The 23,489-nt window shown below is 67.0% G+C and carries 18 protein-coding genes and 1 riboswitch; of the genes, 10 read left to right on the forward strand and 8 right to left on the reverse strand.

The window, feature by feature from the left end:
- The first annotated feature begins 4 nt into the window (after window positions 1-4).
- The 4 genes from A5688_RS25660 (at window position 5) to ag85C (ending at window position 3,371) form a co-directional block, all read left to right on the forward strand.
- Window positions 5-457 (forward strand): MarR family winged helix-turn-helix transcriptional regulator, encoded by a 453-nt coding sequence (locus A5688_RS25660; protein ID WP_067826987.1) that lies wholly within the window; start codon window positions 5-7, stop codon window positions 455-457.
- Window positions 454-1,284, forward strand: a complete 831-nt coding sequence (locus A5688_RS25665) for an ATP-binding cassette domain-containing protein (RefSeq protein WP_067826985.1) — start codon at window positions 454-456, stop codon at window positions 1,282-1,284. Before A5688_RS25660 ends, A5688_RS25665 begins: the two co-directional genes overlap by 4 nt.
- Complete coding sequence (locus A5688_RS25670) at window positions 1,274-2,092, forward strand: ABC transporter permease (protein WP_067913948.1); 819 nt, start codon at window positions 1,274-1,276, stop codon at window positions 2,090-2,092. Before A5688_RS25665 ends, A5688_RS25670 begins: the two co-directional genes overlap by 11 nt.
- Window positions 2,093-2,324: 232 nt before the next feature.
- Entirely contained in the window at window positions 2,325-3,371 is a 1,047-nt protein-coding gene (ag85C, locus tag A5688_RS25675; protein WP_067826980.1) for a diacylglycerol acyltransferase/mycolyltransferase Ag85C, read from the forward strand.
- A 34-nt stretch (window positions 3,372-3,405) separates the two neighbouring features.
- On the opposite strand, the gene A5688_RS25680 is transcribed toward ag85C, so the two are convergent.
- From A5688_RS25680 to A5688_RS25695, 4 genes are all read right to left on the reverse strand, one after another.
- Window positions 3,406-4,131, reverse strand: a complete 726-nt coding sequence (locus A5688_RS25680; protein WP_431602687.1) for a YoaK family protein — start codon at window positions 4,129-4,131, stop codon at window positions 3,406-3,408.
- 151 nt (window positions 4,132-4,282) lie between these two features.
- A complete protein-coding gene (locus tag A5688_RS25685) occupies window positions 4,283-5,638 on the reverse strand; it encodes a maltokinase N-terminal cap-like domain-containing protein (RefSeq protein ID WP_067913945.1) in 1,356 nt (451 codons plus the stop codon).
- Window positions 5,635-7,407, reverse strand: coding sequence for a maltose alpha-D-glucosyltransferase (gene treS / locus A5688_RS25690; RefSeq protein ID WP_067827020.1), 1,773 nt, complete (start codon window positions 7,405-7,407; stop codon window positions 5,635-5,637). The genes A5688_RS25685 and treS overlap by 4 nt, the downstream gene beginning before the upstream one ends.
- Window positions 7,408-7,529: 122 nt before the next feature.
- Entirely contained in the window at window positions 7,530-8,612 is a 1,083-nt protein-coding gene (locus tag A5688_RS25695; protein WP_067826969.1) for a S1C family serine protease, read from the reverse strand.
- 175 nt (window positions 8,613-8,787) lie between these two features.
- Here A5688_RS25695 and A5688_RS25700 point away from each other — a divergent pair, with 175 nt between their 5' ends.
- Both A5688_RS25700 and A5688_RS25705 read left to right on the forward strand, forming a co-directional pair.
- On the forward strand, window positions 8,788-9,213 hold the full coding sequence (locus A5688_RS25700; protein WP_067826967.1) for a TIGR03668 family PPOX class F420-dependent oxidoreductase: 426 nt from the start codon (window positions 8,788-8,790) through the stop codon (window positions 9,211-9,213).
- A gap of 143 nt (window positions 9,214-9,356) precedes the next feature.
- On the forward strand, window positions 9,357-11,516 hold the full coding sequence (locus A5688_RS25705; protein WP_067826965.1) for an elongation factor G-like protein EF-G2: 2,160 nt from the start codon (window positions 9,357-9,359) through the stop codon (window positions 11,514-11,516).
- Between the two features lie 23 nt (window positions 11,517-11,539).
- Here A5688_RS25705 and A5688_RS25710 read toward each other — a convergent pair whose 3' ends face one another.
- Entirely contained in the window at window positions 11,540-13,144 is a 1,605-nt protein-coding gene (locus tag A5688_RS25710) for a FadD7 family fatty acid--CoA ligase (protein ID WP_067913942.1), read from the reverse strand.
- Window positions 13,145-13,384: 240 nt separating this feature from the next.
- On the opposite strand from A5688_RS25710, the gene oxc reads away from it, so the two are divergent.
- Window positions 13,385-15,136, forward strand: a complete 1,752-nt coding sequence (gene oxc / locus A5688_RS25715; protein WP_067913940.1) for an oxalyl-CoA decarboxylase — start codon at window positions 13,385-13,387, stop codon at window positions 15,134-15,136.
- Here the strand turns inward: oxc and A5688_RS25720 are convergent.
- Window positions 15,120-16,052: a LysR family transcriptional regulator gene (locus A5688_RS25720; RefSeq protein ID WP_067827017.1), complete on the reverse strand. Its 933-nt coding sequence runs from the start codon at window positions 16,050-16,052 to the stop codon at window positions 15,120-15,122. The genes oxc and A5688_RS25720 overlap by 17 nt on opposite strands.
- A gap of 381 nt (window positions 16,053-16,433) precedes the next feature.
- Between A5688_RS25720 and A5688_RS25725 the strand changes: the two genes are divergently transcribed.
- Window positions 16,434-17,189, forward strand: a complete 756-nt coding sequence (locus A5688_RS25725; RefSeq protein ID WP_067913937.1) for a L,D-transpeptidase — start codon at window positions 16,434-16,436, stop codon at window positions 17,187-17,189.
- A 138-nt stretch (window positions 17,190-17,327) separates the two neighbouring features.
- The gene (gene car / locus A5688_RS25730; protein WP_068268307.1) at window positions 17,328-20,909 is read left to right on the forward strand and encodes a carboxylic acid reductase; all 3,582 of its coding nucleotides are present in this window, start codon (window positions 17,328-17,330) and stop codon (window positions 20,907-20,909) included.
- 10 nt (window positions 20,910-20,919) lie between these two features.
- On the opposite strand, the gene A5688_RS25735 is transcribed toward car, so the two are convergent.
- A complete protein-coding gene (locus tag A5688_RS25735; protein WP_120312605.1) occupies window positions 20,920-21,537 on the reverse strand; it encodes a hypothetical protein in 618 nt (205 codons plus the stop codon).
- Between the two features lie 180 nt (window positions 21,538-21,717).
- On the opposite strand from A5688_RS25735, the gene A5688_RS25740 reads away from it, so the two are divergent.
- Entirely contained in the window at window positions 21,718-22,662 is a 945-nt protein-coding gene (locus A5688_RS25740) for an NADP-dependent oxidoreductase (RefSeq protein ID WP_067913932.1), read from the forward strand.
- Window positions 22,663-22,767: 105 nt separating this feature from the next.
- On the opposite strand, the gene A5688_RS27860 is transcribed toward A5688_RS25740, so the two are convergent.
- Window positions 22,768-22,926: a hypothetical protein gene (locus A5688_RS27860; RefSeq protein ID WP_165607506.1), complete on the reverse strand. Its 159-nt coding sequence runs from the start codon at window positions 22,924-22,926 to the stop codon at window positions 22,768-22,770.
- 292 nt (window positions 22,927-23,218) lie between these two features.
- Window positions 23,219-23,391: riboswitch (M-box (ykoK) riboswitch) on the reverse strand.
- Window positions 23,392-23,489 lie beyond the last annotated feature (98 nt).

Below are 23,489 nucleotides of genomic sequence, written 5' to 3' on the forward strand. Positions count from 1 at the left end.
GTATATGAAATCACGCACTGATGTGGCCGGCGAGCTGTTCGGGGTGGTCGGCAGGTTCCGCCGGCAACTCCGCAGGTCGGCCGGTCGGGGGTTCGATACGTCGCGGCTTTCCGAGTCGCAGTCCGAGCTGTTGTGGCTGGTCGGGCGCCGACCCGGGATCTCGGTGAGCGCGGCCGCCGCCGAGCTGGGGCTGGTGCCCAACACCGCCTCGACCCTGGTCACCAAGCTGGTGTCCGGCGGACTGCTGCTGCGGACCGCCGGCGACACCGATCGCCGGGTGTGCCAACTCCGGCTCGCCGAGCCGGCCCAACAGATCGTCGACGCATCCCGCGCCACCCGGCGAGCGCTGTTGTCCGAGGTGATCGACGAACTCGACGACGACGAAATCGAGTCTTTGACAAAGGGATTGGAGGTCCTCGACACGATGACCCGAAAACTGCGAGAGCGGCGATCATGAGCGGATCGCTGCCGATGGCGGTCGACGGCCGCCACCTGACCTATCGCTACGGCCGGTTCACCGCGGTCGATGATGTGACATTGCAGGTGCGGCCCGGGGAGACCATGGGCCTGCTGGGGCCCAACGGCGCCGGCAAGACGACGATGGTTCGGATGCTGACCACCTTGACCCCGGTGCAGCACGGCGAACTGCGCATCTTCGGAATGGACGCCCGTCGCCAAACCACCGACATCAGAAGCAACATCGGCTATGTGCCGCAACAGCTTTCGATCGAGCCCGCACTGACCGGGCGGCAGAATGTCCAGTGGTTCGCGCGGTTGTACGGCGTGCCCCGCGCCGAGCGCGCGGACCGCGTCGATCAGGCGCTGGCCGCCATGGATCTCATCGACGTGGCCGACCGGCTGGCGTCGTCCTACTCGGGCGGCATGGTCCGCCGCCTCGAGGTGGCGCAGGCGCTGGTCAACCGGCCGTCGCTGCTGGTGCTCGACGAACCAACCGTCGGCCTGGATCCCATCGCGCGTGACGGCGTCTGGGCGCAGGTGCAAAAGATGCAGGCCCAGTTCGGCATGACCGTGCTGTTGACCACCCACTACATGGAGGAAGCCGACGCGCTGTGCGACCGGGTCGCGCTGATGCACCGCGGCCAGTTGCGGGCCGTCGGAACCCCCGACAAGTTGAAGGCGACAGTGTCACCGTCGGCCACGCTCGAGGATGTGTTCCGCCACTACGCGGCATCGGGTCTCGACGAGGAAGACGATTCGTCGGAAACCAACGGGTCACTTCGCGAAATCCGTTCCAGCAGAAAGGTGGCGCGCCGTGTCGGTTGATAACGCCATGGCAGGAACGCTGATTCGCGCCCCGCGCGGCTGGCAACGAGTCGGCGCGCTGTCCAGTCGCATCGGGGCCTTCGCGATCGTCGAACTGCAAAAGCTGCAACACGACCGGACCGAGCTGGTCACCCGGATGGTGCAGCCCGCGCTGTGGCTGTTGATCTTCGGGACCACGTTCAGCCATCTGCACGTCATCCCCACCGGATCGGTGTCGTATCTGGCGTTTCTCGCGCCGGGGATCATCGCCCAGTCGGCGCTGTTCATCTCCATTTTCTATGGCATACAGATCATCTGGGACCGCGACGCCGGCGTCCTGGCCAAACTCATGGTGACGCCCGCCCCGGCGTCGGCGCTGATCACCGGCAAGGCGTTCGCCGCCGGGGTGCGTTCGGTGGCCCAGGTGGTCGGCGTGCTCGCGCTGGCATACGTGATGGGCGTCGGCCTGACGGTCAACCCACTGCGGATCGTGGCGGCGATGGCCATCGTCATGCTCGGCGCCGCGTTCTTCGCCTGCCTGTCGATGACCCTGGCCGGTCTGGTGCGCAGCCGCGATCGCCTGATGGGGATCGGACAGGCCATCACCATGCCGCTGTTCTTCGCCTCCAATGCGCTGTACCCGGTCGACGTGATGCCGGCGTGGCTGCACGTGCTGAGCAAGGTCAATCCACTCAGTTACGAAGTCAACGCGCTGCGGGCGCTGCTGATCGGCACCCCCTTCAACCCGGCGGACATCGTGGTGCTGGTGGTCACCGCCGTCCTCGGAATCATCACGGCATCAACGCTTTTGCGCCGCCTGGTCGCCTAGACCGGCGCCGGTGCTAGCGGATAAGCTGACGCTTCGCAAGAGGTCAGCACGGTTCCGAGAGCCGATCGTGACCCGACTGTGACGATGTCTGGGCGACGCTCAATCGTTAGCCAACCGCGATCTGTCATCCCGGCCGCGACAACCGAATTCGACCCTCCCGCTGTGTTTCACTCCCCGAGAACAGATTCGACCGCACCATGCGGCAGATGAAAGTTGGGATGGGTAGAGAGCTATGTCGTTCTTCGAAAAGTTGCGTGGCGCAGCGGCTACCATGCCGCGCCGACTGGCGATCGCGGCCATGGGGGCCTCCCTGCTGTCCGGTGTCGCCGTCGCCTCCGGCGGCTCCCCCATCGCGGGGGCCTTCTCCAAGCCGGGGCTTCCGGTGGAATACCTCGAGGTGCCGTCGCCGTCGATGGGCCGCAACATCAAGGTCCAGTTCCAGGGCGGCGGATCACACGCCGTGTACCTGCTCGACGGCCTGCGCGCGCAGGACGATTACAACGGCTGGGACATCAACACCCCCGCCTTCGAGGAGTTCTACCAGTCCGGCCTGTCGGTGATCATGCCGGTCGGCGGCCAGTCCAGCTTCTACAGCAACTGGTACCAGCCGTCCTCGGGTAACGGACAGAACTACACCTACAAGTGGGAGACGTTCCTGACCCAGGAAATGCCGCTGTGGATGCAGGCCAACAAGCAGGTTTCCCCCGCCGGCAACGCCGCGGTGGGGCTGTCGATGTCGGGCGGCTCCGCACTGATCCTGGCGGCCTACTACCCGCAGCAGTTCCCATACGCCGCCGCGCTGTCGGGCTTCCTCAACCCCTCCGAAGGCTGGTGGCCCACCCTGATCGGCCTGGCTATGAACGATGCGGGCGGCTACAACGCCAACAGCATGTGGGGTCCGTCCAGCGACCCGGCGTGGAAGCGCAACGACCCGATGATCCAGATTCCGCGGCTGGTCGCCAACAACACCCGCATCTGGGTCTACTGCGGTAACGGCACGCCCAGCGACCTCGGCGGCGACAACATGCCGGCGAAATTCCTGGAGGGCATGACGCTGCGCACCAACGAGCAGTTCCAGAACAATTACGTGGCCGCGGGCGGACGCAACGGCGTGTTCAACTTCCCGGCCAACGGGACGCACTCGTGGCCCTACTGGAACCAGCAGTTGGTCGCGATGAAGCCCGACATCCTGCAAACCCTCAACACGGTCAACGCCGCACAGCCCGCGCCACCGGCGCAACCCGCGCAGCCCGCGCAACCGGGACAACCGGCCACCTAAACCCCGCAAGCCGGCAACGGCGGCAGCGCACCGGTCAGCGCTGCTGCCGTTGCCTTTTGTCGGTCCGTTCCATCAACAGGGCGCGCCGGTCCTGGTGGAAATACGTGTACCCGGTCGTGACCGCGCACAGGGCGGTGGCCATCACCAGCATCCAAGTTCCGTTGACGACCACGCTGATGAAGCCGCCCACCGCTGCACCCACGACAAAGCTGGCCAGCAGCAGAAAGTAACCGAGCCAGTCCGAAATATTTCCATCACCAGCGATGTGACGCTCGATGCCCTGGCCCATCTTGACGGTCGTGCCGGTGACATAGCTCAACGGCACCGATACCTCGCCATCTTTGACGAAAGATGTGTTCAACGCCCCGGTACCAAACGCCAGCAGCAGCATCGGCGCGAAATCGACGAAATTCTGCCCCCAACCCAAATCGATGACATCGACCACGGTGGCGGCCGCCAAACTGAAGGTGGTCAGCACCGTCGGGCCGTGCGGATGATCCACCCAGAAAAATCGCCGGCACAGCGAGGCAACGATCACACCGGCGACGAACGCCGCAATGAGCAGCCCGGCACTTACGGCAAGCCACCCTTCCCCGGTGAAATACCCGAGCACGGCGCGCTGGGCGTTGCCGGTGATGAAAACCACGAAGTATCCCGCGGAGTGCGTAAAGGAGATCGCGCCCACCACACCGGCCAGCACCGCCAGCACCCACGACAACCGCGCTTCGCTATTGAACGTTTCGTTCGCCACGGCTGACATGCTGTCAGAACCGCGCCGCCCTCGCAGGCGACGCATAGCGAACTCCTATCTCGCGCTTGCGATCGCCGCATAGGTCCGATGGCGGCGACCCGCTGCGCGCGGCTCCGCCGCGCTTGCGATCGCCGCTAGGTCCGATGGCGGCGACCCGCGCCTAAGCTGCGGTGAGACGAGCGATGGAGCGCAACGGAATCGGCAGCCAGCCCGGCCGGTGCCGGGCCTCGTAGCCGGCCTCATAGACGGCCTTGTCAAGCTCGTAGGCGGCCAGCAAGTGCGCAGAATCACGCGGGTCGATCCCGGAGGCGGCCGCGTAGCCGTCGCAGAACGCGGTGCGGTTGCGCTCCACCCACTCGCGGGCGCGGGCCGCCAACTGCTTGTCGTCCGCATGGTCGACCAGCGGGCCGTACGCGGCGTATTCGAACGACCGCAGCACGCCGGCCACGTCGCGCAACGGCGAATCGGGAGCGCGGCGCTCCTCGAGCGGCTGTCCCGGTTCGCCCTCGAAATCGATCAGCAGCCAGCGCTCCGGCGTGCGCAGCACCTGACCCAGGTGCAGATCGCCGTGAACGCGCTGCACGGTGATCGTGTCGGCCACCAACTTTCCGAAGCGCTCTTCGATCGTCGCCGCGTGGTCCTTGAGCTCGGGAACCAGGGCCACGGTCGATGACAGCCGCGCCAGCACGTTGTCCACCGGGAACGCGGCCTGCGAGGTTCCGAGGGTCTCCGCCAGGGTCGCGTGCACCGAGGCCACCGCCTCGCCGAGACGGTAGGACTCACCGGCGAAGTCGCCACCGACCTCGTACGCGTACAGGTCGCCTTCGGCGAACAGGTCGCGCACGCTCGCGGTGGCCATCGCCCAGCCTTCTGCGGCATTGGCGGCGAACTCGGTCACCATGCCCAACGGCCACGCCGCGTCGGCACTGCCGTCCGAACCCGTGATCTCGTAGGTCCCCAGCAGCCGCGCCACGTGCGGGTTGCCGGCCCGGCCCAGCACCCGGTTCAGCTCGACGTCGGGGTTGATGCCGCTGCTGACCCGCCGGAACACCTTGAAGATGGCGTCCCGGTCGAAGATGACGCTGGTGTTGGACTGCTCGGCGTCCGACACGTGCGCCATCGCCTCCAGCGGAAGCTGCGCGTCCGGCTCCTTGGCGAATTTCACCTCGACGCCCGACGCGCCGCGCGTGGCGGACGAGTCGATCAAGGAGAGCAGGAACTTCGGCGCATCGGCGTCATACATCGCGTCGAAGCCCGTCCGATCGTCGGCCGAGCCGATGGTGGCGACGCTGCTGTACTCGGAGAACGGAGCGGCATCCCACCGCACGATCACCTGGTAGCGGTGCCGGGAGCCGTCGGCGTAGGCGGCGTCGACGAGCACCAGGTCAAGGTCATCGTCGAGCGGGACGACCACGCTCGCCTCGGCGCTGGACAGTTCGCGGTTGCGTCCCGCGTACCAACGTTGCTGCGGAAGCCAGTCCGACCAGGGCAGCTTGCCCGGTTGAGTCGTTGTCATGTGTCCTCCTCGCATCCGGTCAGCTGGAACCAGTAGAACCCGTGTCCGGGCAGTGTGAGCAGGTAGGGCAGGTGCCCGATGCGCGGGAACTCCACCTGCCCGGTCAGCTCCACCGGCGTGCAACCGCTCCAATGCTGCAGATTCAGTTCAATCGGTTGGGGAAAACGCGACAGGTTGTTGACGCACAGCACGGTGTCATCACCGTCGGATGATTGCCGTACGAACGCCAGCACCGATGGGTTCGAGCCGCCCAACTCTTCGAAAGTCCCGACCGCGAAGGCCTCGTGCCGGCGCCGCACGGCCAGCATCGTCCGGGTGAAGTTGAGCAGCGAGGTGGAGGTGTCGCGTTGCGCCTCCACGTTGACCGCCTGATAGCCATAGACCGAGTCCTGGCTGGGCGGCAGGTAGAGCCGGCCCGGGTTGGCCTTGGAAAAGCCCGCGTTGCGGTCCGGTGTCCACTGCATCGGGGTGCGCACCCCGTCGCGGTCACCCAGCCAGATCACGTCGCCCATGCCGATCTCGTCGCCGTAATACAGGACCGGCGAGCCGGGCAGCGACAGCAGCAGCGCGGTGAACAGCTCGATCTGGTTGCGGTCGTTGTCCAGCAGCGGCGCCAGCCGGCGGCGGATGCCGACGTTGGCCTTCATCCGCGGATCCTTGGCGTACTCGGAGTACATGTAGTCGCGCTCTTCGTCGGTCACCATTTCCAGCGTCAACTCGTCGTGGTTACGCAGGAAGATCCCCCACTGCGCCATGTCCGGGATCTCGGGCGTCTGGGCCAGAATCTCCGAGATCGGAAAGCGTGATTCCCGGCGCACCGCCATGAAGATGCGCGGCATCAGCGGGAAGTGAAACGCCATGTGGCATTCGTCGCCGCCGGTGGTCGCATCGCCGAAGTACTCGACGACGTCGGCCGGCCACTGGTTGGCCTCGGCCAGCAGCACCCGGCCGGGGAATTCGTCGTCGATGACCTTGCGGACGCGCTTGAGGAAGGCATGCGTCTCGGGCAGGTTCTCGCAGTTGGTCCCCTCCCGCTCGAACAGGTAGGGCACCGCGTCCAGCCGGAAACCGTCGATGCCCAGCTCGAGCCAGAAGCGGAGCACGTCGATCATGGCTTCCTGCACGGCCGGGTTGTCGTAGTTCAGGTCGGGCTGGTGGGAGAAGAACCGGTGCCAGTAGAACTGCTTGCGCACCGGGTCGAAGGTCCAGTTCGATTCCTCGGTGTCGATGAAGATGATCCGGGCGTCGGTGTACTTCTCGGCGGTGTCGCTCCACACGTAGAAATCGCCGTACGGGCCGTCGGGGTCGTGCCGCGACTCCTGAAACCAGGGGTGCGAATCGGAGGTGTGGTTCATCACCAGGTCGGTGATGACCCGGATGCCCCGCTCGTGCGCGGCGTTGAGCAGGGCGACGAAATCCTCGACCGTGCCGAACTCGGGCAACACCTTGTAGAAGTCCCGGATGTCGTATCCGCCGTCGCGCAGGGGCGAGTCGTAAAACGGCGGCAGCCAGATGCAGTCGATGCCCAGCCACTGCAGGTAGTCGAGGCGCCCCAACAGCCCGCGCAGGTCGCCGGCACCGTCGGCGTTGGCGTCGAAGAACGCCCGAACCAGCACCTCGTAGAACACCGCGTGCTTGAACCACGTCGGGTCGGTGGGCAGCGCGGCGGCGTTGTTGAAGTCCTCGGCGTCGGGGTGCTCCACGACGCCGTCCTGGACGTGACTGCCACCCTCGGGATGGTGCTCGACAGCTTCTCTTGCGTCGTTCATCAAATCCACGATGCCACGGGTACCCTGGGCGCGACTTTCGGAATCACGCCCCCACGCTTACGCCGAAACACGCCCGCTAGCAAACGAATTGGCCACCAATCGAGTCTCGGCCGGCGCGGATATCAGGCCGGCGGTCCCTCCGCCAGTGTGATGTTCGCGGTGCGCTCGCCGCCCTCGTTGGACCGGTAATGCACCACGATGGTGTCTCCCGGGTGATGCGGGACGAGCACCTCGGTCATGGAGGTCGCCCCGGTGATGGCGACGTTGTCGACGCCGGTGATAACGTCGCCGGGCGCGATGCCGGCCGCCCCGGCGGGTCCGGCGCTGACCACCCGCTGCACCCGCGCGCCGTTGCCGTTGGTGTCCGCCACACCCAGGCCGAGGAAGCCGGTGGGACCGATGTGCACCGTGTTCGAGCCGGCGCCGGACCGGATCTGCCCGGCGACCCCCATCGCGCGTCCGATGGGAATGGCGAAGCCCTGCCCGCCGGACATCTTGTAGCTGTCGGTGGCGGCGGTGTCCACGCCGATCACCTGACCGGCGTTGTTCACCATCGGCCCGCCGGAGTCACCCGGCTTGATCGGGGCGTCCGCCTGGATCAGGCCGCCCAGGCTCTCCTGCGCGCCGGTCAGCGTGTCGGTTGCCGAGACGCTCTGGTTGAGCGCGACGACCTTGCCGGTCACCGCGTTGGGCGTGCCGCCCTGGCCGCCGACGTTTCCGAGCGCGACGATCGGCTCGCCCACCGTGGCCTCGCCGCCGATCGCGGCCGTGGGCAGGCCGGCCGCCCCGCGGAGCTGCAGCACCGCAATGTCCTGTGTGCGGTCGTAGCCCACCACGTCAACGGCGTAGGTCTGCCCGTTGCCGACGTCGAACGCGCTGATGTCGGTGGCCCCGGAGATCACGTGGTTGTTGGTCAGCACGACGCCGTTGGGATCGATCACGATGCCGGTTCCGGCGCCCACCGCGTTGTTGTAGCCGAATTTGGTGTCGATGTTGACCACCTGCGGCCCGACCTGTCCGACCATCGCGGACGGATCGAGCGGCGCCTGGGGACGGTCGGTGAATCGGTCCAGGGCCAGAGTGGAGGGCGACGCCGAGGCCGGCGCGAGGCCGACACCGGATCCCAGGCCAAGGCCCAATCCGACCACGGTCAGCACGCTGACCGCCCATGACCACCAGGCCGAGCGGTGGTGCGGTTTGCTCATCGGTGTCACCCTCCTGCTTCGCGGTAGAGAACAAACTGTCCCGGCCTCAGGCTCTTGGCGGCACATTTGTGTGTATATAACCGTAATGCAGGTAGCTATGCATGGCATGTGTCAGGTTCTGATCAACCTCATCGGCTCCGGAGCCCGTAGTTGCCGCGCGTCCTAAGCTGACACGGTGGGCGATTTCGACCCCAAGGCCAGCTTCACCCGGTCCCCGGTAGCCCGACTGGCCACGGTCACGCCCGGCGGCCAACCGCACCTGGTGCCGGTGGTCTTCGCGCTCGCCACCGCGGCGCGGGGCGGATCCGACCTGGTGTACACGGCCGTTGACGCGAAACCGAAGGCGACGCGGCGGCTGCGCCGGTTGGCCAACATCGACAGCAACCCCCGAGTCAGCCTGCTCGTCGATCACTACGCCGACGATTGGACCCAGCTGTGGTGGGTGCGCGTCGACGGTGTCGCCACGGTCCACACCGACGGGGCCGCCGTTGATCTGGGATACCACCTGCTGCGCACGAAATATCCTCAGTACCAATCAGTTTCGCTGGACGGCCCGGTGATCGAAGTGGCCGTGCAGCGGTGGTCGAGCTGGCATCACTAACCGGTGGACGCCGGCGCTTGCGACGGACGTGGGCACCCGATCTGGCCCGACGGTCTTGTGGTCTACCGAAGTTGGGTGAATGGTAGCTAGATAGGTGCTTGCTAGGTCAGCAACGGTGCGCCCGGGCAACCTGGAGGAAAGTCATGGCCGACAGGACGAATACTTCCCAAGGAGCGGGGACCGCTCCGACCGCCAACGGTCCGGACGAGATTCGCAACGTGGTGCTGGTGGGCCCGTCGGGTGGCGGCAAAACCACACTCGTAGAAGCCCTGTTGGTCGCCGCCGGCGTGTTGACCCGAAGCGGTTCCGTCGCCGACGGCAGCACCGTCTGCGACTACGACGAGGCCGAGATCCGCCAACAGCGATCGGTGGGCGTCGCCGTGGCGTCGCTCTCGCACGACGGCGTGAAGGTCAACCTGGTCGACACACCCGGGTACGCCGACTTCGTCGGCGAGTTGCGGGCGGGACTGCGGGCGGCGGACTGCGCGTTGTTCGTGATCGCGGCCAACGAAGGCGTCGACGAGCCCACCAAATCGCTGTGGCGGGAATGCAACCAGGTCGGCATGCCCCGCGCGGTGGTGATCACCAAACTCGACCACACCCGCGCGAATTACTCCGAGGCGTTGGCTGCCGCACAGAATGCGTTCGGCGACAAGGTTTTACCGCTCTACCTGCCCACCGACCTGCCGTCCTGCCACGGCCTGATCGGCCTGTTGTCGCAGACGCGTTACGAATACGCCGATGGTAAACGGACCGCGCAGCCACCGAATCCCTCCGACGCCGAGCAGATCGAGGAAGCGCGCGGCGCCCTGATCGAAGGAATCATCGAGGAGTCCGAGGACGAGTCGCTGATGGACCGCTATCTCGGCGGCGAGGCCATCGACGAATCCGTCCTCATCGAAGACTTGGAGCGCGCCGTCGCCCGCGGGTCGTTCTTTCCGGTGATCCCCGTCTGCAGCAGCAGCGGCGTCGGCACCCTGGAATTACTGGAGGTTGCCACGCGCGGCTTCCCGTCCCCGATGGAGCACCCACTGCCGGAGGTATTCACCCCGGTCGGTGCGCCGCACGCCAGCCTGACCTGTGACGCGGATGCGCCGCTGCTCGCGGAGGTGGTGAAGACGACGTCGGACCCCTACGTCGGCAGGGTCAGTCTGGTCCGGGTGTTCTCCGGGACCATCAGGCCCGACACGACGGTTCATGTGTCGGGCCATTTTGCGTCGTTCTTCGGCGCCACCAACGGCAACGGCCACGCGCATCCCGACCACGACGAGGACGAGCGCATCGGGGTGCTGTCCTTCCCGCTGGGCAAGCAGCAGCGCCCGGCCCCGACCGTGGTGGCGGGTGACATCTGCGCGATCGGCAAACTGAGCCGCGCCGAAACGGGTGACACCCTTTCGGACAAGTCGGAACCGTTGGTCTTGAAACCGTGGACCATGCCCGAACCCCTGCTGCCGATCGCCATTGCGGCCCACGCCAAGACCGACGAGGACAAGCTCTCGGTGGGGCTGGGACGGTTGGCCGCCGAGGACCCGACGTTGCGGATCGAGCAGAACCCCGAAACTCACCAGATCGTGCTGTGGTGCATGGGCGAATCCCACGCCGGCGTGGTGCTCGACGCGCTGGCCAATCGGTACGGCGTCACCGTCGACACCGTGGAACTGCGGGTCCCGCTGCGAGAAACGTTCGGCGGCAAGGCCAAAGGCCATGGCCGCCACGTCAAACAGTCCGGTGGGCATGGACAGTACGCGGTGTGCGACATCGAGGTGGAGCCGCTGCCGGAGGGCTCCGGGTTCGAGTTCGTCGACAAGGTGGTCGGCGGAGCCATTCCGCGACAGTTCATTCCGAGCGTGGAGAAGGGCGTGCGCGCCCAGATGGAGAAGGGCGTGCACGCGGGCTACCCGGTGGTCGACATCCGCGTCACCCTGCTCGACGGCAAGGCGCACAGCGTCGACTCGTCGGACTTCGCGTTCCAGATGGCGGGCTCGCTGGCGCTGCGGGAGGCGGCCGCGGCGACCAAGGTGGCGCTGCTCGAGCCCATCGACGAGATCTCGGTGCTGGTACCCGACGATTTCGTCGGGGCGGTCATGGGTGATCTGTCCAGCCGGCGCGGCCGGGTCCTCGGCTCCGACACCGCGGGCGGCGAGCGCACCGTGGTCAAGGCCGAGGTGCCCCAGGTGGAGTTGACGCGCTATGCCATCGACCTGCGGTCCCTGGCGCACGGGGCCGCCTCGTTCACCCGGTCGTTCGCCCGCTACGAACCGATGCCGGAATCCGCGGCCGCCCGGGTGAACGCCACCGTCTAGGACCGCAGGCGCTCACCGCCGTCTCAGGCCTTGCGGCCGAACTGCTGGGCCACCGCGCGGCGGTCCAGCGAGCCTTTCGCGGTATGCGGCAACTCGCCGGCCCGCCGGAACTCGGCAGGCACCTCGAAGGGCGCCAACCGGTCACGGCAGAACGCCGTCAGTTCTTCGGCCGTCGGTGCGGCGGATCCGCGGGCGACGATGACCGCGGCCACGGTCTCGCCGTACAACTTGTCCGGCATGCCGAACACGCCGACCTCGAGCACGTCTGGATGGCTGGCCAGCACGCCCTCGACACGTTCGGGCGAGATCTTCTCCCCGCCCCGGTTGATGAGCTCCTTGATCCGGCCGCGGATGACGAGATCGCCGGCCGGCGACAAGGTTCCCAAATCGCCGGTGTGCAACCACCCCTGGGTGAAGTTGGCGGCGGTGATGGACGGGTCGCCGAGGTAGCCGCGCACCACGGTCGGGCCGTGCAGCCAGACCTCCCCGACGGTCTCCGCGGGCAGCGCCTGGCCGTCGGGACCGACGATCCGGATTTCCGGTCCGGTCGACCGGCCGACGAGACCCGGTGTGGCGCAAGGGTTTTCGCTGCTTCCGGCACCGCCGATGGCCGTCGTCGCCACCTGGTGGGTCGACTCGGTCATCCCGAATGCGCACACCACCGGCGCCGAGAAGGTGTCGTGCAGCGCCTGCGCCGTTTCGGCGGTCAGCGGCGCGCTGCAACTGCGGATGAATCGCAGGCTCGGCGTGCCGCCCCGATGCTCGGTTCGGGCGCGTTCCAACAAGATCTGGTGAATCGTCGGGACGGCGGTGTACCAGGTGGCGCCGACCGCCTCGATGTCGTCCCAGAACGTGTGCGCCGAGAATCTGCCGCGCGCGGGCAGCAACACCGCTCCCCCGGACGCCAGGGTGCCCAGCAGCGCGGCGAGCAGACCGTGCCCGTGGTAGAGCGGCATCACCGCCACCGTGGCGTCGCGCGGGCCCAGCCCGTACCCGGCGATGATGGCCGCCACCGAGCTGGCCATGTTGTGGCGCGTCCAGGGGACCATCTTGGGCACACCGGTGGTCCCGCCCGTGAACATGATCATGGCGTCGTCGTCGCGCAGCCCCTCCGGTGTCGACACATCACGGCGCGGTGCCGCCGTAACCTTCAGGCTGACCGCCGGGGCGGTGGCTCCAGATCCGACGGTCACCGCGATGGGCCAGCACGGCGCGCCGCCCGGCGCGGTCGTGTCGCTGTCGGCGTTGCCGGGCTGGTCGACGAGCACCGCCCGGGCTCCCACCGCCTCGCAGCGGGCATACTGCTCGGCGACCGGCAGGGCCGGATCCAGCGGAACCGCAACGAGATCCGCTCGCGACGCCGCCAGCAGCCCGACGACGAATTCGGCATTGCTGCCGGCGCGCAGCGCGACCCGGTCACCCGGCAGCAGGCCACCGGCCTTCAGCTGCGCGGCCAGATCGTCGACCAGCCGGATCACCTCGCGGTAGCTGACCGGTATGCGCTCGGCGGTGACGACCAGCGCCCGTGCCTCCGGCGACCGGTGTGCCGTCGCCTCGACCAGATCGGCGATGCGCGGGCTCGCGGATTCCGTGGACGCCTCGCCGTTGTCGATCGTGTCAGACCTCATCGCCGCACTCCTTCCAGTTCTGCTGCCGATGCCACCCTGCCGGGCGGCCTTCCGGTCCGTCCAATATCGATTCGCGCACGGTCGATAACCGCTGGCTATCGATCCGCGGTAGCCTCGCCCTGACCAGTGACGATAGACAACTTAAATCGCCGGATAGCGCCTCCGTCTTGGACATGTGGTCCGCGCCGGGGTCACAGTGATGGCGAAGGCAGTACCGCATGCATCCCCAGGAGCCGCCACATGTCCACAGCTTCGGCATCTGCCAACTCGGCAGGTCTGATCGACGGCTTCCACCTGGTGGTGGACGCGCTCAAGGCCAACGACGTCGGCACCATCTACGGGATCGTCGGCATCCCGATCACCGACCTCGCCCGCGTCGCGCAGGCGTCGGGGATTCGCTACATCGGTTTCCGGCAGGAGACCTCGGCCGGCAATGCGGCGGCCGCCGCCGGATTCCTCACCCGCCGACCCGGCGTATGCCTCACCACGTCGGGGCCCGGCTTCCTCAACGGCCTACCCGCGCTGGCGAACGCCACGACGAATTGCTTTCCGATGATCCAGATCTCCGGATCCAGCAATCGCGCCCTGGTGGACCTGCAGCGCGGCGATTACCAGGATCTCGACCAGCTCAACGCGGCCAAGCCGTTCACAAAGGCGGCCTATCGGATCAGCCGGATCGAGGATATCGGGCGCGGCGTCGCGCGCGCCATTCGGACCGCGGTCTCCGGACGGCCCGGCGGCGTCTACCTGGACATCCCCGGTGAGGTCCTGGGTCAGGCCATGGACGCCGTCGCCGCGGGGGACACTATCTGGCGGGTCATCGACCCCGCACCCCGGCAGCTGCCGGCACCCGACGCGGTCGGTCGTGCGCTGGACGTACTGGCCCACGCCCAGCGGCCGCTGATCGTGCTCGGCAAGGGCGCGGCGTATGCCCAGTCCGACAACGTGATTCGGAAATTTGTCGAGTCCACCGGCATTCCGTTCCTGCCGATGTCGATGGCCAAGGGTCTGCTGCCGGACTCCCACCCACAGTCCGCGGCGGCCGCCCGCTCACTGGCGATCGCCCGCGCCGACGCGGTGCTGCTGGTCGGCGCCCGGCTGAATTGGCTGCTGGGCCAAGGTGAGTCACCGCAATGGAGCCCCGACGCCAAATTTGTGCAGGTGGACATCGCCGCGTCCGAGTTCGACAGCAACCAACCGATCGCGGCGCCGCTGGCCGGCGACATCGGCTCGGTGATGTCCGCGCTGTGTGACGGTGTTGCCGCCCGGCCGATCACCGCGCCGCCGGAGTGGACCGGCGAACTGGCCGAGCGCACGGCACGCAACGACGCCAAGATGCGTGCTCGGCTGGCCGAAGATCCGCACCCCATGCGGTTTTACAACGCGCTCGGCGCGATTCGCACTGTGCTGCAAGACAACCGCGACGTGTACGTCGTCAACGAAGGAGCCAACGCACTCGACCTGGCCCGCAATGTCATCGACATGGAGTTGCCGCGGCACCGGCTCGACACCGGAACCTGGGGCGTGATGGGCATCGGGATGGGCTATGCCATCGCCGCCGCCGTCGAGACCGGCAGGCCGGTGGTCGCGATCGAGGGCGACAGCGCATTCGGCTTCAGCGGCATGGAGATCGAGACCATCTGCCGCTACCGGCTGCCGGTGACCGTCGTGATCCTCAACAACGGCGGCGTATACCGCGGCGACGAGGCCACACCCGGCACCGCCGCGACGGCATCGGATCCGGCACCGACCGTATTGAACGCCCGGGCGCGCCACGAGCTGCTCGCGGAAGCGTTCGGCGGCAAGGGATATCACGTCACCACTCCATCGGACCTGCGCGCTGCGCTGACCGAGGCAATCGGCTCTGGGGCACCGTCGGTCATCGACTGTGAACTCGACCCGGCGGCGGGGGTGGAAAGCGGGCATCTGTCGAACCTGAACCCGGCCAGCGCGGCCACCCCGGCACCGTCCGCGGTCACCGCCGGCGCGTGAGCCCCAGCAGCTGCGCGTCGAAGAACTCGTTCAGCGCCAGCTGCCCGGCGGACGCGGCCAACGCGCGGGCAATCGGTGATCCGGGCCCGGCCGAGTTGGTGGCCAAGGCGACATCGGCTTTGAGCACCGGATCGACCATCTCCACCGCCCGGATATCGGGCCCCAACGGCGACGTCCACAGCCACGTATGCGGCACGATGGACGCCCAGTTACCCGCGGATGCCTGAGCGAATAAGGATGCGACGGAATCGGTTTCGACCTGCGGACTGACGGTGATGGAATGATCGGCGAAGGCTTTGTCGATGATTTGCCGGTCGCGCATGTCGGGGGTGAGCAACGCCAGCGGCAGCTGCGCCGCCTCGGCCCAGGTCATCGTCGCCGCACCGGATCCCACCATGTCCGTCGGCGCCAGCAGCACGTAGCGCTCCTGATACAGCGGAACCAAGTTCACCTCGTGCGCCTCGCCGGGCGCCGCATGCACGATCGCGGCATCGAGCTCGAATTCGCGCAGGCGCCGGTACAGTTCGGTGGCCGCCAGCCGGGAGAGGATGTGCACCTTCACCAATGGGTGCGCAGAGCAGAACGTCGAGAGCACCAGGGACGCCGTCGTGGATGCCGTGGGAACGGTACCCAGCCGCAATGTCCCGGTGATGCCCGAGCGCACGGCGTCCACTTCGGACTTGAACGCGTCGTGCTCGGCGAGAATCCGCCTCGCCCACACCACCAACCGCTCACCCTCGGGCGTGAGGCCCTCGAAGCTGTGCCCCCGGTTGATCAGCGTGACATTCAGCTCTCGTTCCAGCTTCGCGATTGCGGCGGACAGCGCCGGTTGGGATACGAAGCACTTTTCGGCTGCCCGGGCGAAGTGCCGCTCGGAAGCGACCGCAACGAAGTATTCCAGTTGACGGAAGAGCACCCGCACTCCTCGTATTCGGGCTCGGCTTTGGGCCCCGATCTGGCTGAGGCTAGCGCGTCGCCCGCGGGGGGCCAAGCCGAACGTTTTGGCCACGACTTTTGCGGCTATTCCTATCCATTCGGCCGCGCGGGCCGGCCGAACATGATGACCGGGAAAACCACGGTATCGGTGCCACTTTCAGCAACTGCGGCACGGACTCGGCGATGGTCGCGCGGGCGGCGGCACCCATTGCCTCAATTCCGACGCGGTTGAACTCAATCAGTGATCAAATCGTTACCGTGGTGGCCGGACCAACCTGTCATTGTTTGCTGAAACGGGTGATCAGAGGGTAACCAGTAGAATAGCGGTGTGTTGGTCGCACCATCTCGAAGGGTGGACGCTATGCGTCGGGGTGTTCGTTATTTATTTGTTGTGGTCGCGATCACGGCCGCGGGCCTGGTGGCACCGGTCGGTCGTAGCACCGCCGCCGTGCCCCTGCCGCAACCCACGCCCGAAGTCGCCTCGATTTTGCCCGCCAACGGCGCCGTGGTGGGCGTCGCCCATCCGGTGGTGGTGACGTTCACCGCCCCGGTGGCCGATCGGGCCGCCGCTGAGCGGTCGATCCACGTCACGTCGCCCAGCGCTGTGCCTGGGCACTTCGAGTGGATCCAGAACAGCGTCGTGCAGTGGGTACCGAACCAGTACTGGCCCGCCCACACCCACGTCTCGGTCGGCATCCAGGCACTGACGACGGGCTTCGACACCGGCGATGCGCTGCTCGGGGTCGCCAGCATCTCCAAACACACCTTCACCGTCAGCAGGGACGGGGAGGTGCTGCGCACCATGCCGGCGTCGATGGGCAAGCCCAGCCGGCCCACCCCGATCGGCAGCTTCACCGCGCTGGAAAAGCAGCGCACCGTGGTGATGGACTCGCGGACCATCGGCATCCCGCTCAGCTCCCCGGAGGGATACAAGATCACCGCCTCATACGCCGTTCGCGTCACCTGGAGCGGCGTCTACGTGCACTCGGCCCCGTGGTCGGTCGATTCCCAGGGCAACGCCAACGTCAGCCACGGCTGCATCAACCTCAGCCCGGACAACGCCGCCTGGTATTTCAACGAGGTGAATGTCGGCGATCCCATCCAGGTCGTGGCCTAGCACCTCCGGCCCCCCGGCGCGACCCAGCCTTAACGCGCGCATCCGTCACGTTGTGACAACCGTCACGTCCGTTGAACGGAAGCCTGACCCGCGGGGGGTCGTTCAGGTAGAACGACAGATCTGAACGAGAGGCGGGCCATGACCGATGACGCGAAGCGCACGAAAGTTAGCTCTACAGGGCCGATCAGCGCGACGCGGCAACAGGTGGCCGAACGCATTCGCGAGCTGAACGCCCACGATGGCGAGTTCCGTGCCGCCAGGCCAGATTCCGGCTTGCAGCGCGCGGCACGTGAGCCCGGCCTTCGACTCCCGCGGATCCTCGAACTCTTTGCCGAGGGCTACGCCGATCGCCCCGCACTCGGCTGGCGCGCCCGCTCTTTGAGCACCGACCCCGCCACCGGCCGCACCAGCGCGTTGCTGCTGCCCCGATTCGACACCATGACCTATCGCGAACTGTGGGCCAACGTCCGCGCCATCGCCGGCGCCTGGCGACACGACGCCACCAATCCCGTTGCGCCCGGCGACTTCGTCGCCACCGTCGGTTTCTCGAGCGCCGAGTACCTCACCGTCGATCTGGTCTGCGCCTACCTTGGGCTCGTGGCCGTGCCGCTGCAGCACAACACGACGGTGTCACGACTGACGCCGATCGTCGAGGAGGTAGAGCCATCGATTTTGGCGGCCGGCGTGGGGTATCTCGACCTCGCCATCGAAGCGGCGCTGGGTAGCTCGTCGTTGCGGCGGGTCGTGGTTTTCGACTACCAGCCCGAGGTCGACGAGCAACGCGAGGCCGTTGAACGCGCGCAGGCGAAGCTGGCGAGTGCCGGTATTGCTGTGACCATCGAGACGCTCGATGAGGTGATCGAACGCGGGCGAAGCCTGCCGCCGGAGCCGATGTTCACCGGCGACACCGACGAGCGGCTGGCCATGATCATGTACACGTCGGGCAGCACCGGGTTGCCCAAGGGCGCGATGTACACCGAGCGGATGCTGTCCAAGCTGTGGACCACCGAACTGATGCCCGACTTCGCGGACACTCCGGTGATCAACGTGAATTTCATGCCGCTGAATCACCTGGGCGGCCGGATCCCGCTGTCGACGGCGTTCCAGGCAGGTGGAACCAGTTATTTCGTCCCGGAAAGCGACCTGTCGACCCTGTTCGAAGACTGGAACCTGGTGCGCCCCACCGAATTGGGGCTGGTGCCGCGGGTAGCCGAGATGCTGTACCAGCGGTACCAAAGTGCCGTCGATCGACTCGAGGTTTCGGGTACTGATACCGCCATCGCCGAGGCGCAGGCACAAGCCGAGCTGCGCGAGCAGGTCCTCGGTGGACGCATCGTGACAGCCTTCTGTGGCACGGCACCCCTCGCGGCGGAGATGCGAAGCTTCATCGAAACCTGTTTGGACGTACACGTTCTGGACGGTTACGGCCTGACGGAGGTCGGCATGGTGACCAAGGACGGTCGGATCACCCAGCCCCCGGTGCTGGACTACGAGCTTCTCGATGTTCCCGAGTTGGGCTATTTCCTCACCGACAAGCCTTATCCTCGAGGCGAATTGCTGGTGAAATCTCTCACCGCCACGCCCGGATACTTCAAACGACCTGACGTCACCGCCAAGGCTTTCGATCCCGACGGCTACTACCGCACCGGTGACGTGATGGCCGAGCTTGAGCCGGGCCGACTCGCGTATGTCGACCGCCGCAACAACGTCCTGAAGTTGGCCCAGGGTGAGTTCGTCGCCGTGGCGCGCCTGGAGGCGGTGTTCTCCAGTGCGGCCCTGGTGCGCCAGATCTTCGTCTACGGCAACAGCGAACGACCCTATCTGTTGGCGGTTGTCGTCCCGACCGACGATGCCGCGGCGAAACACACCGGCGACCTCGACGGGCTGAAGGCCGCGCTTGGCGAATCCCTGCGCCAGTCAGCCAAACTCGCCGATCTGCAGTCCTACGAGGTGCCCGTCGACTTCCTGGTCGAGACCGAGGCGTTCAGCGAGGACAACGGTCTGCTCTCCGGGGTGGGAAAGCTGCTGCGGCCAAAACTCAAGGAACACTACGGCGCTCGGCTCGAACAGCTATACATGGAGCTGGCCGAAAACCGGGTCACCGAGTTGCGTGCCTTGCGCGAGGGCGCGGCGGACCACCCGGTGATCTTCACCCTCACCCGGGCCGCAGAGGCGCTGCTGGGCCTGGCCGTCGGTCCGCCCGGGCCGGGCGCCCTTTTCATCGAACTCGGCGGTGATTCCCTGTCGGCGCTGACCTTTTCCAACTTGCTGCACGACATCTTCGGCGTCGACGTGCCGGTGGGAATGATCACCGGCCCGGCAACCGATCTGGGCCAGCTGGCGGAATACGTCGAGTCCGAGCGTGAGTCCGGGTCGCGACGGCCCACTTTCGCAACGGTGCACGGACGCGGGGCGACGCAGGTCCGCGCGGCGGATCTCACGTTGGACAAGTTCATCGACGCGGCCGACCTGGCCGCGGCCCCCGCGCTGCCGCGCGCGACCGGCGCACCGCGCACCGTGCTGCTCACCGGCGCCAACGGCTACCTCGGACGTTTCCTGATTCTGGAGTGGCTGGAAAGGCTCGCCGAGACCGGTGGGAAACTCATCTCCATCATCCGTGCCGCGGATATCGGGGCCGCCACCAAAAGATTGGAAGCGGTGTTCGACAGCGGGGATCCACAACTGCTGGAGCGGTTCCACACGCTGGCCGCCGACCACCTCGAGGTCATCGTCGGCGATATCGGCGAGCCGAATCTTGGCTTGGACCAGCTGATCTGGGAACGCCTCACACGGGAGGTGGATCTGATCGTGCACCCGGCCGCACTGGTCAACCACGTGTTGCCCTACGACCAACTCTTCGGCCCCAATGTCGTGGGCACCGCCGAGCTGATTCGCCTGGCGATGACGACACGGATCAAGCCCGTCACGTATATGTCGACCGTCGCGGTGGCCCTGTCGGTCGATCCCGCCGCGTTCGCCGAGGACGGCGACATCCGCAGCGTCAGCGCGCTGCGGCCGGTCGATGACAGCTATGCGAACGGGTACGCGAACAGCAAGTGGGCCGGTGAGGTGTTGCTGCGCGAGGCCCACGACCTGTGCGGATTGCCGGTCGCGGTGTTCCGGTCCGACATGATCCTGGCGCACAGCCGGTACGCCGGGCAGCTGAACGTTCCAGATGCATTCACCCGCTTGATATTCAGCCTGCTGACCACCGGGATCGCACCGGCGTCCTTCTATCAGACCGATCCGCAGGGAAACCGGTCGGTGGCCCACTACGACGGGCTGCCCGCCGACTTCGTGGCCGAAGCGGTGACCACGCTCGGTGCCCAGATCGCCACGGCCGCTGAGAATTCCGGAGCTTACCGCTCCTTCGACGTGATGAACCCGCACGATGACGGCGTCTCGCTGGATGTGTTCGTCGACTGGTTGATCGCCGCCGGGCACGACATCAGGCGCATCGACGACTACGACGAATGGCTGAGCCGGTTTGCCACGGCCCTGCGTGCCCTGCCGGACAAACAGCGCCAGCATTCGGTGTTGCCGCTGCTGGACGCCTACCGCAAACCCGAGACACCGCTGCGCGGCGCGCCCGCCCCCACCGAGGTCTTCCGCGGCGCCGTGCGGGCGGCGAAAATCGGTGCAGAGGACGACATTCCGCATCTGTCGGCGGCGTTGATCGACAAGTATGTCGCGGATCTGCGCTTGCTGGGCCTGGTGTAATCACGAGGAGCTAGCCGGGCAGCCCGTTCTTGATCGCCGCATCCTGCTTGCGGCCGACGTCGAGCGCGAACGCCGGATCGATCGGGTCGTTGGGCGCGCTGTCGAATTCCAGGGTGACCAGCGCCTTGCCCTCGGTAAAGACCAGGACCGTCATCGCTTGGGAGTTGTCCGGGGAGGTGCCCGAGATGATCCTCCCGTTGGCGCCGACTGCGAGCGGTTGCCAGCTCCCGCTCACCTTGCCGTTGTAACTGCTTTGGGTGGTGGCCAATTCGGCGGCAGCCGACGACGGATCCGCCGCGACCACGATGGTGTCCCACAGCCGACGGCTGCTGTCGGCGTTGGCGAACAGCTGGGCGACCCCCGGCGCGTTGTTGGGATTGAGCATCGGCGACTGCGGCGCCGTGAGGCCGCCCCCGACGTCGTTCGGCTTGATCAACAAGAAGCCGTAGTCCGAGGGTTGGCCCGACGGCGGGCCGGTGACCACGCTCGAACTGGTCGACGCGGCGGTGCTCGACGCCGGCGCCGATGACGGCGGGGTTCTGTCGGCGCTGCCGCATCCGGCGTTCGCGGCGCCGACCACGACGACGACAACGGCCCAGCCGGCCATGCCGATCCGATCAACCTCCACGCATGTTCCTTCCACGTGTCATCGGTATCCGGCTATCGCCGCGGCTCCCGACGCCGCCGGCGAAATGCTGGTGTGAACCAGGCGTGCTACGAACATATGCCCACCGCGCCCCCGGTGGGTAGCAATTTGACGCGCCTATGCTGGCGTGGTGACAGCATCCTCGCGCGGAAGGCAATTGGTATGAGGGCTGCAGCGGCGCGCGCGGTACGGTTCGACCGGTACGGGGGACCCGAGGTCCTGTACGTGGCGGACATCGAGATGCCGTCCCCCGGGCCGGATGAGGTGGTCGTCGAAGTGCGCGCCGCGGGCATAAACCCCGGTGAGGCCGGCATCCGGGTGGGGGCGATGCACGAGATGTTCCCGGCCACCTTCCCCTCCGGTGAGGGCAGTGATCTGGCCGGCGTCGTCACCGCGGTGGCGCCCGGGGTCACCGAGTTCTCGGTCGGCGATGAGGTCCTGGGGTTCAGCCTGCGCCGGTCCAGCCACGCCACCCACACCGCGGTTCCGGTCGGCCAATTGATCCACAAGCCCGCCCAACTCGGTTGGGCGGCAGCGGGTTCGCTCTATGTCGCCGGTGTGACCGCCTACGCGGCCGTCCGCGCGGTGGCGCCTCAACCGGGTGAGACGGTTGCCGTGTCGGCCGCTGCGGGCGGGGTGGGCAGCCTGGTCGTGCAGCTTCTGGTGTTGCGCAAGGCGCGGGTGCTGGGCATCGCGGGGCCGGGCAACGCCGACTGGCTACGCGCGCACGGCGTCGTCCCGATCGCCTACGGCGACGGGCTCGCCGGGCGGCTGCGTGAGGCGGCGCCGGACGGAATCGACGCGTTCATCGACCTGTTCGGCCCGGACTACCTCCAGCTCGCCGTCGACCTCGGTGTGGCGCCCGAACGGATCGAGACGATCATCTCCTTCCAGAAGGCGGGCGAGGTCGGCGCCAAGACCGAGGGCAGCATGGATGCCTCGACACCCGAGGTGCTCGCCGAGATGGCCGACCTGATCGCGTCCGGCGCCATCGAATTCGACATCGCCGCAACCTACCCGCTGGACCGGGTCGCCGACGCTTACACCGAGCTCGAGCAACGACACACCCACGGGAAAATCGTTCTGCTGCCTACCGACTCACAATGAGGTGGCCGGACCCACAACCCCAACCCGCACGATTCTTGATGATGACGACGGCGACGGGCGGCGCTGGGGAGGCCCAGCGACGCCCGCCGCCGAGTGCGGAACGGCTCAGCGGTGGTTGCTGTCGGTACCCGAGGCGTGCCCACCCAGCGACGCGGTGACCACCGCGATCGGCATCCTCGAGACGTACAGGTTGGCCCGCTCCTGCGGGGTCAGGCCGGCCCGCAGGTGAAACCTGTTGGCCAACAACCGGCCTGCGCGCAGCATCGACCGTCCGCGCATCCTGGAAGCAACAGAAAAACGGTGTGTAACAACAAAAGCCATGAGCTTCTCCTGGCGGAGGCCCGATCGGTGTCGGCATAGCGTGTCAGCAGCGCGGGACCGGCGAGGTCAGGCGGTGCGGGAAATGCCGGAACCGGATCGGGGCAAGACGGATTTCGGATAGGGACTATCGCCGGGACTCATCTCGCCCTCACCTCCTCACGGCCAAGACACACGCGGGTGTCACCACATTCACCTGAACGAAAGAGGCAGGAATGACCCACGGCACATGCCGCGGGCCGCACCCCTCTCGTCGGAGCTTCGGCACTGCACGGCGTATCCGGAACGTTCCAGAAGCCACTTGGGCTCAACCCTTGGGTCCGGGAAGAGCTGTCCTGACCCGGGGCGTCTCTCGACGTTCGGGGTCAGTGGCCTGTGTCCATGCAGACGCCTCACCTACCGAGGTGCTTGCGGGGTCCATATTGACACCGAGGTCAGGAGCTCGTCAAACCGGCTTTACGCATCCCTGATGCCGCCGCCCGTCTCCCAGGGCCCGCTCAGCCCGGAAG

Source organism: Mycobacterium mantenii, from assembly GCF_001667865.1.
In the GTDB taxonomy this organism is placed as follows: domain Bacteria; phylum Actinomycetota; class Actinomycetes; order Mycobacteriales; family Mycobacteriaceae; genus Mycobacterium; species Mycobacterium mantenii_A.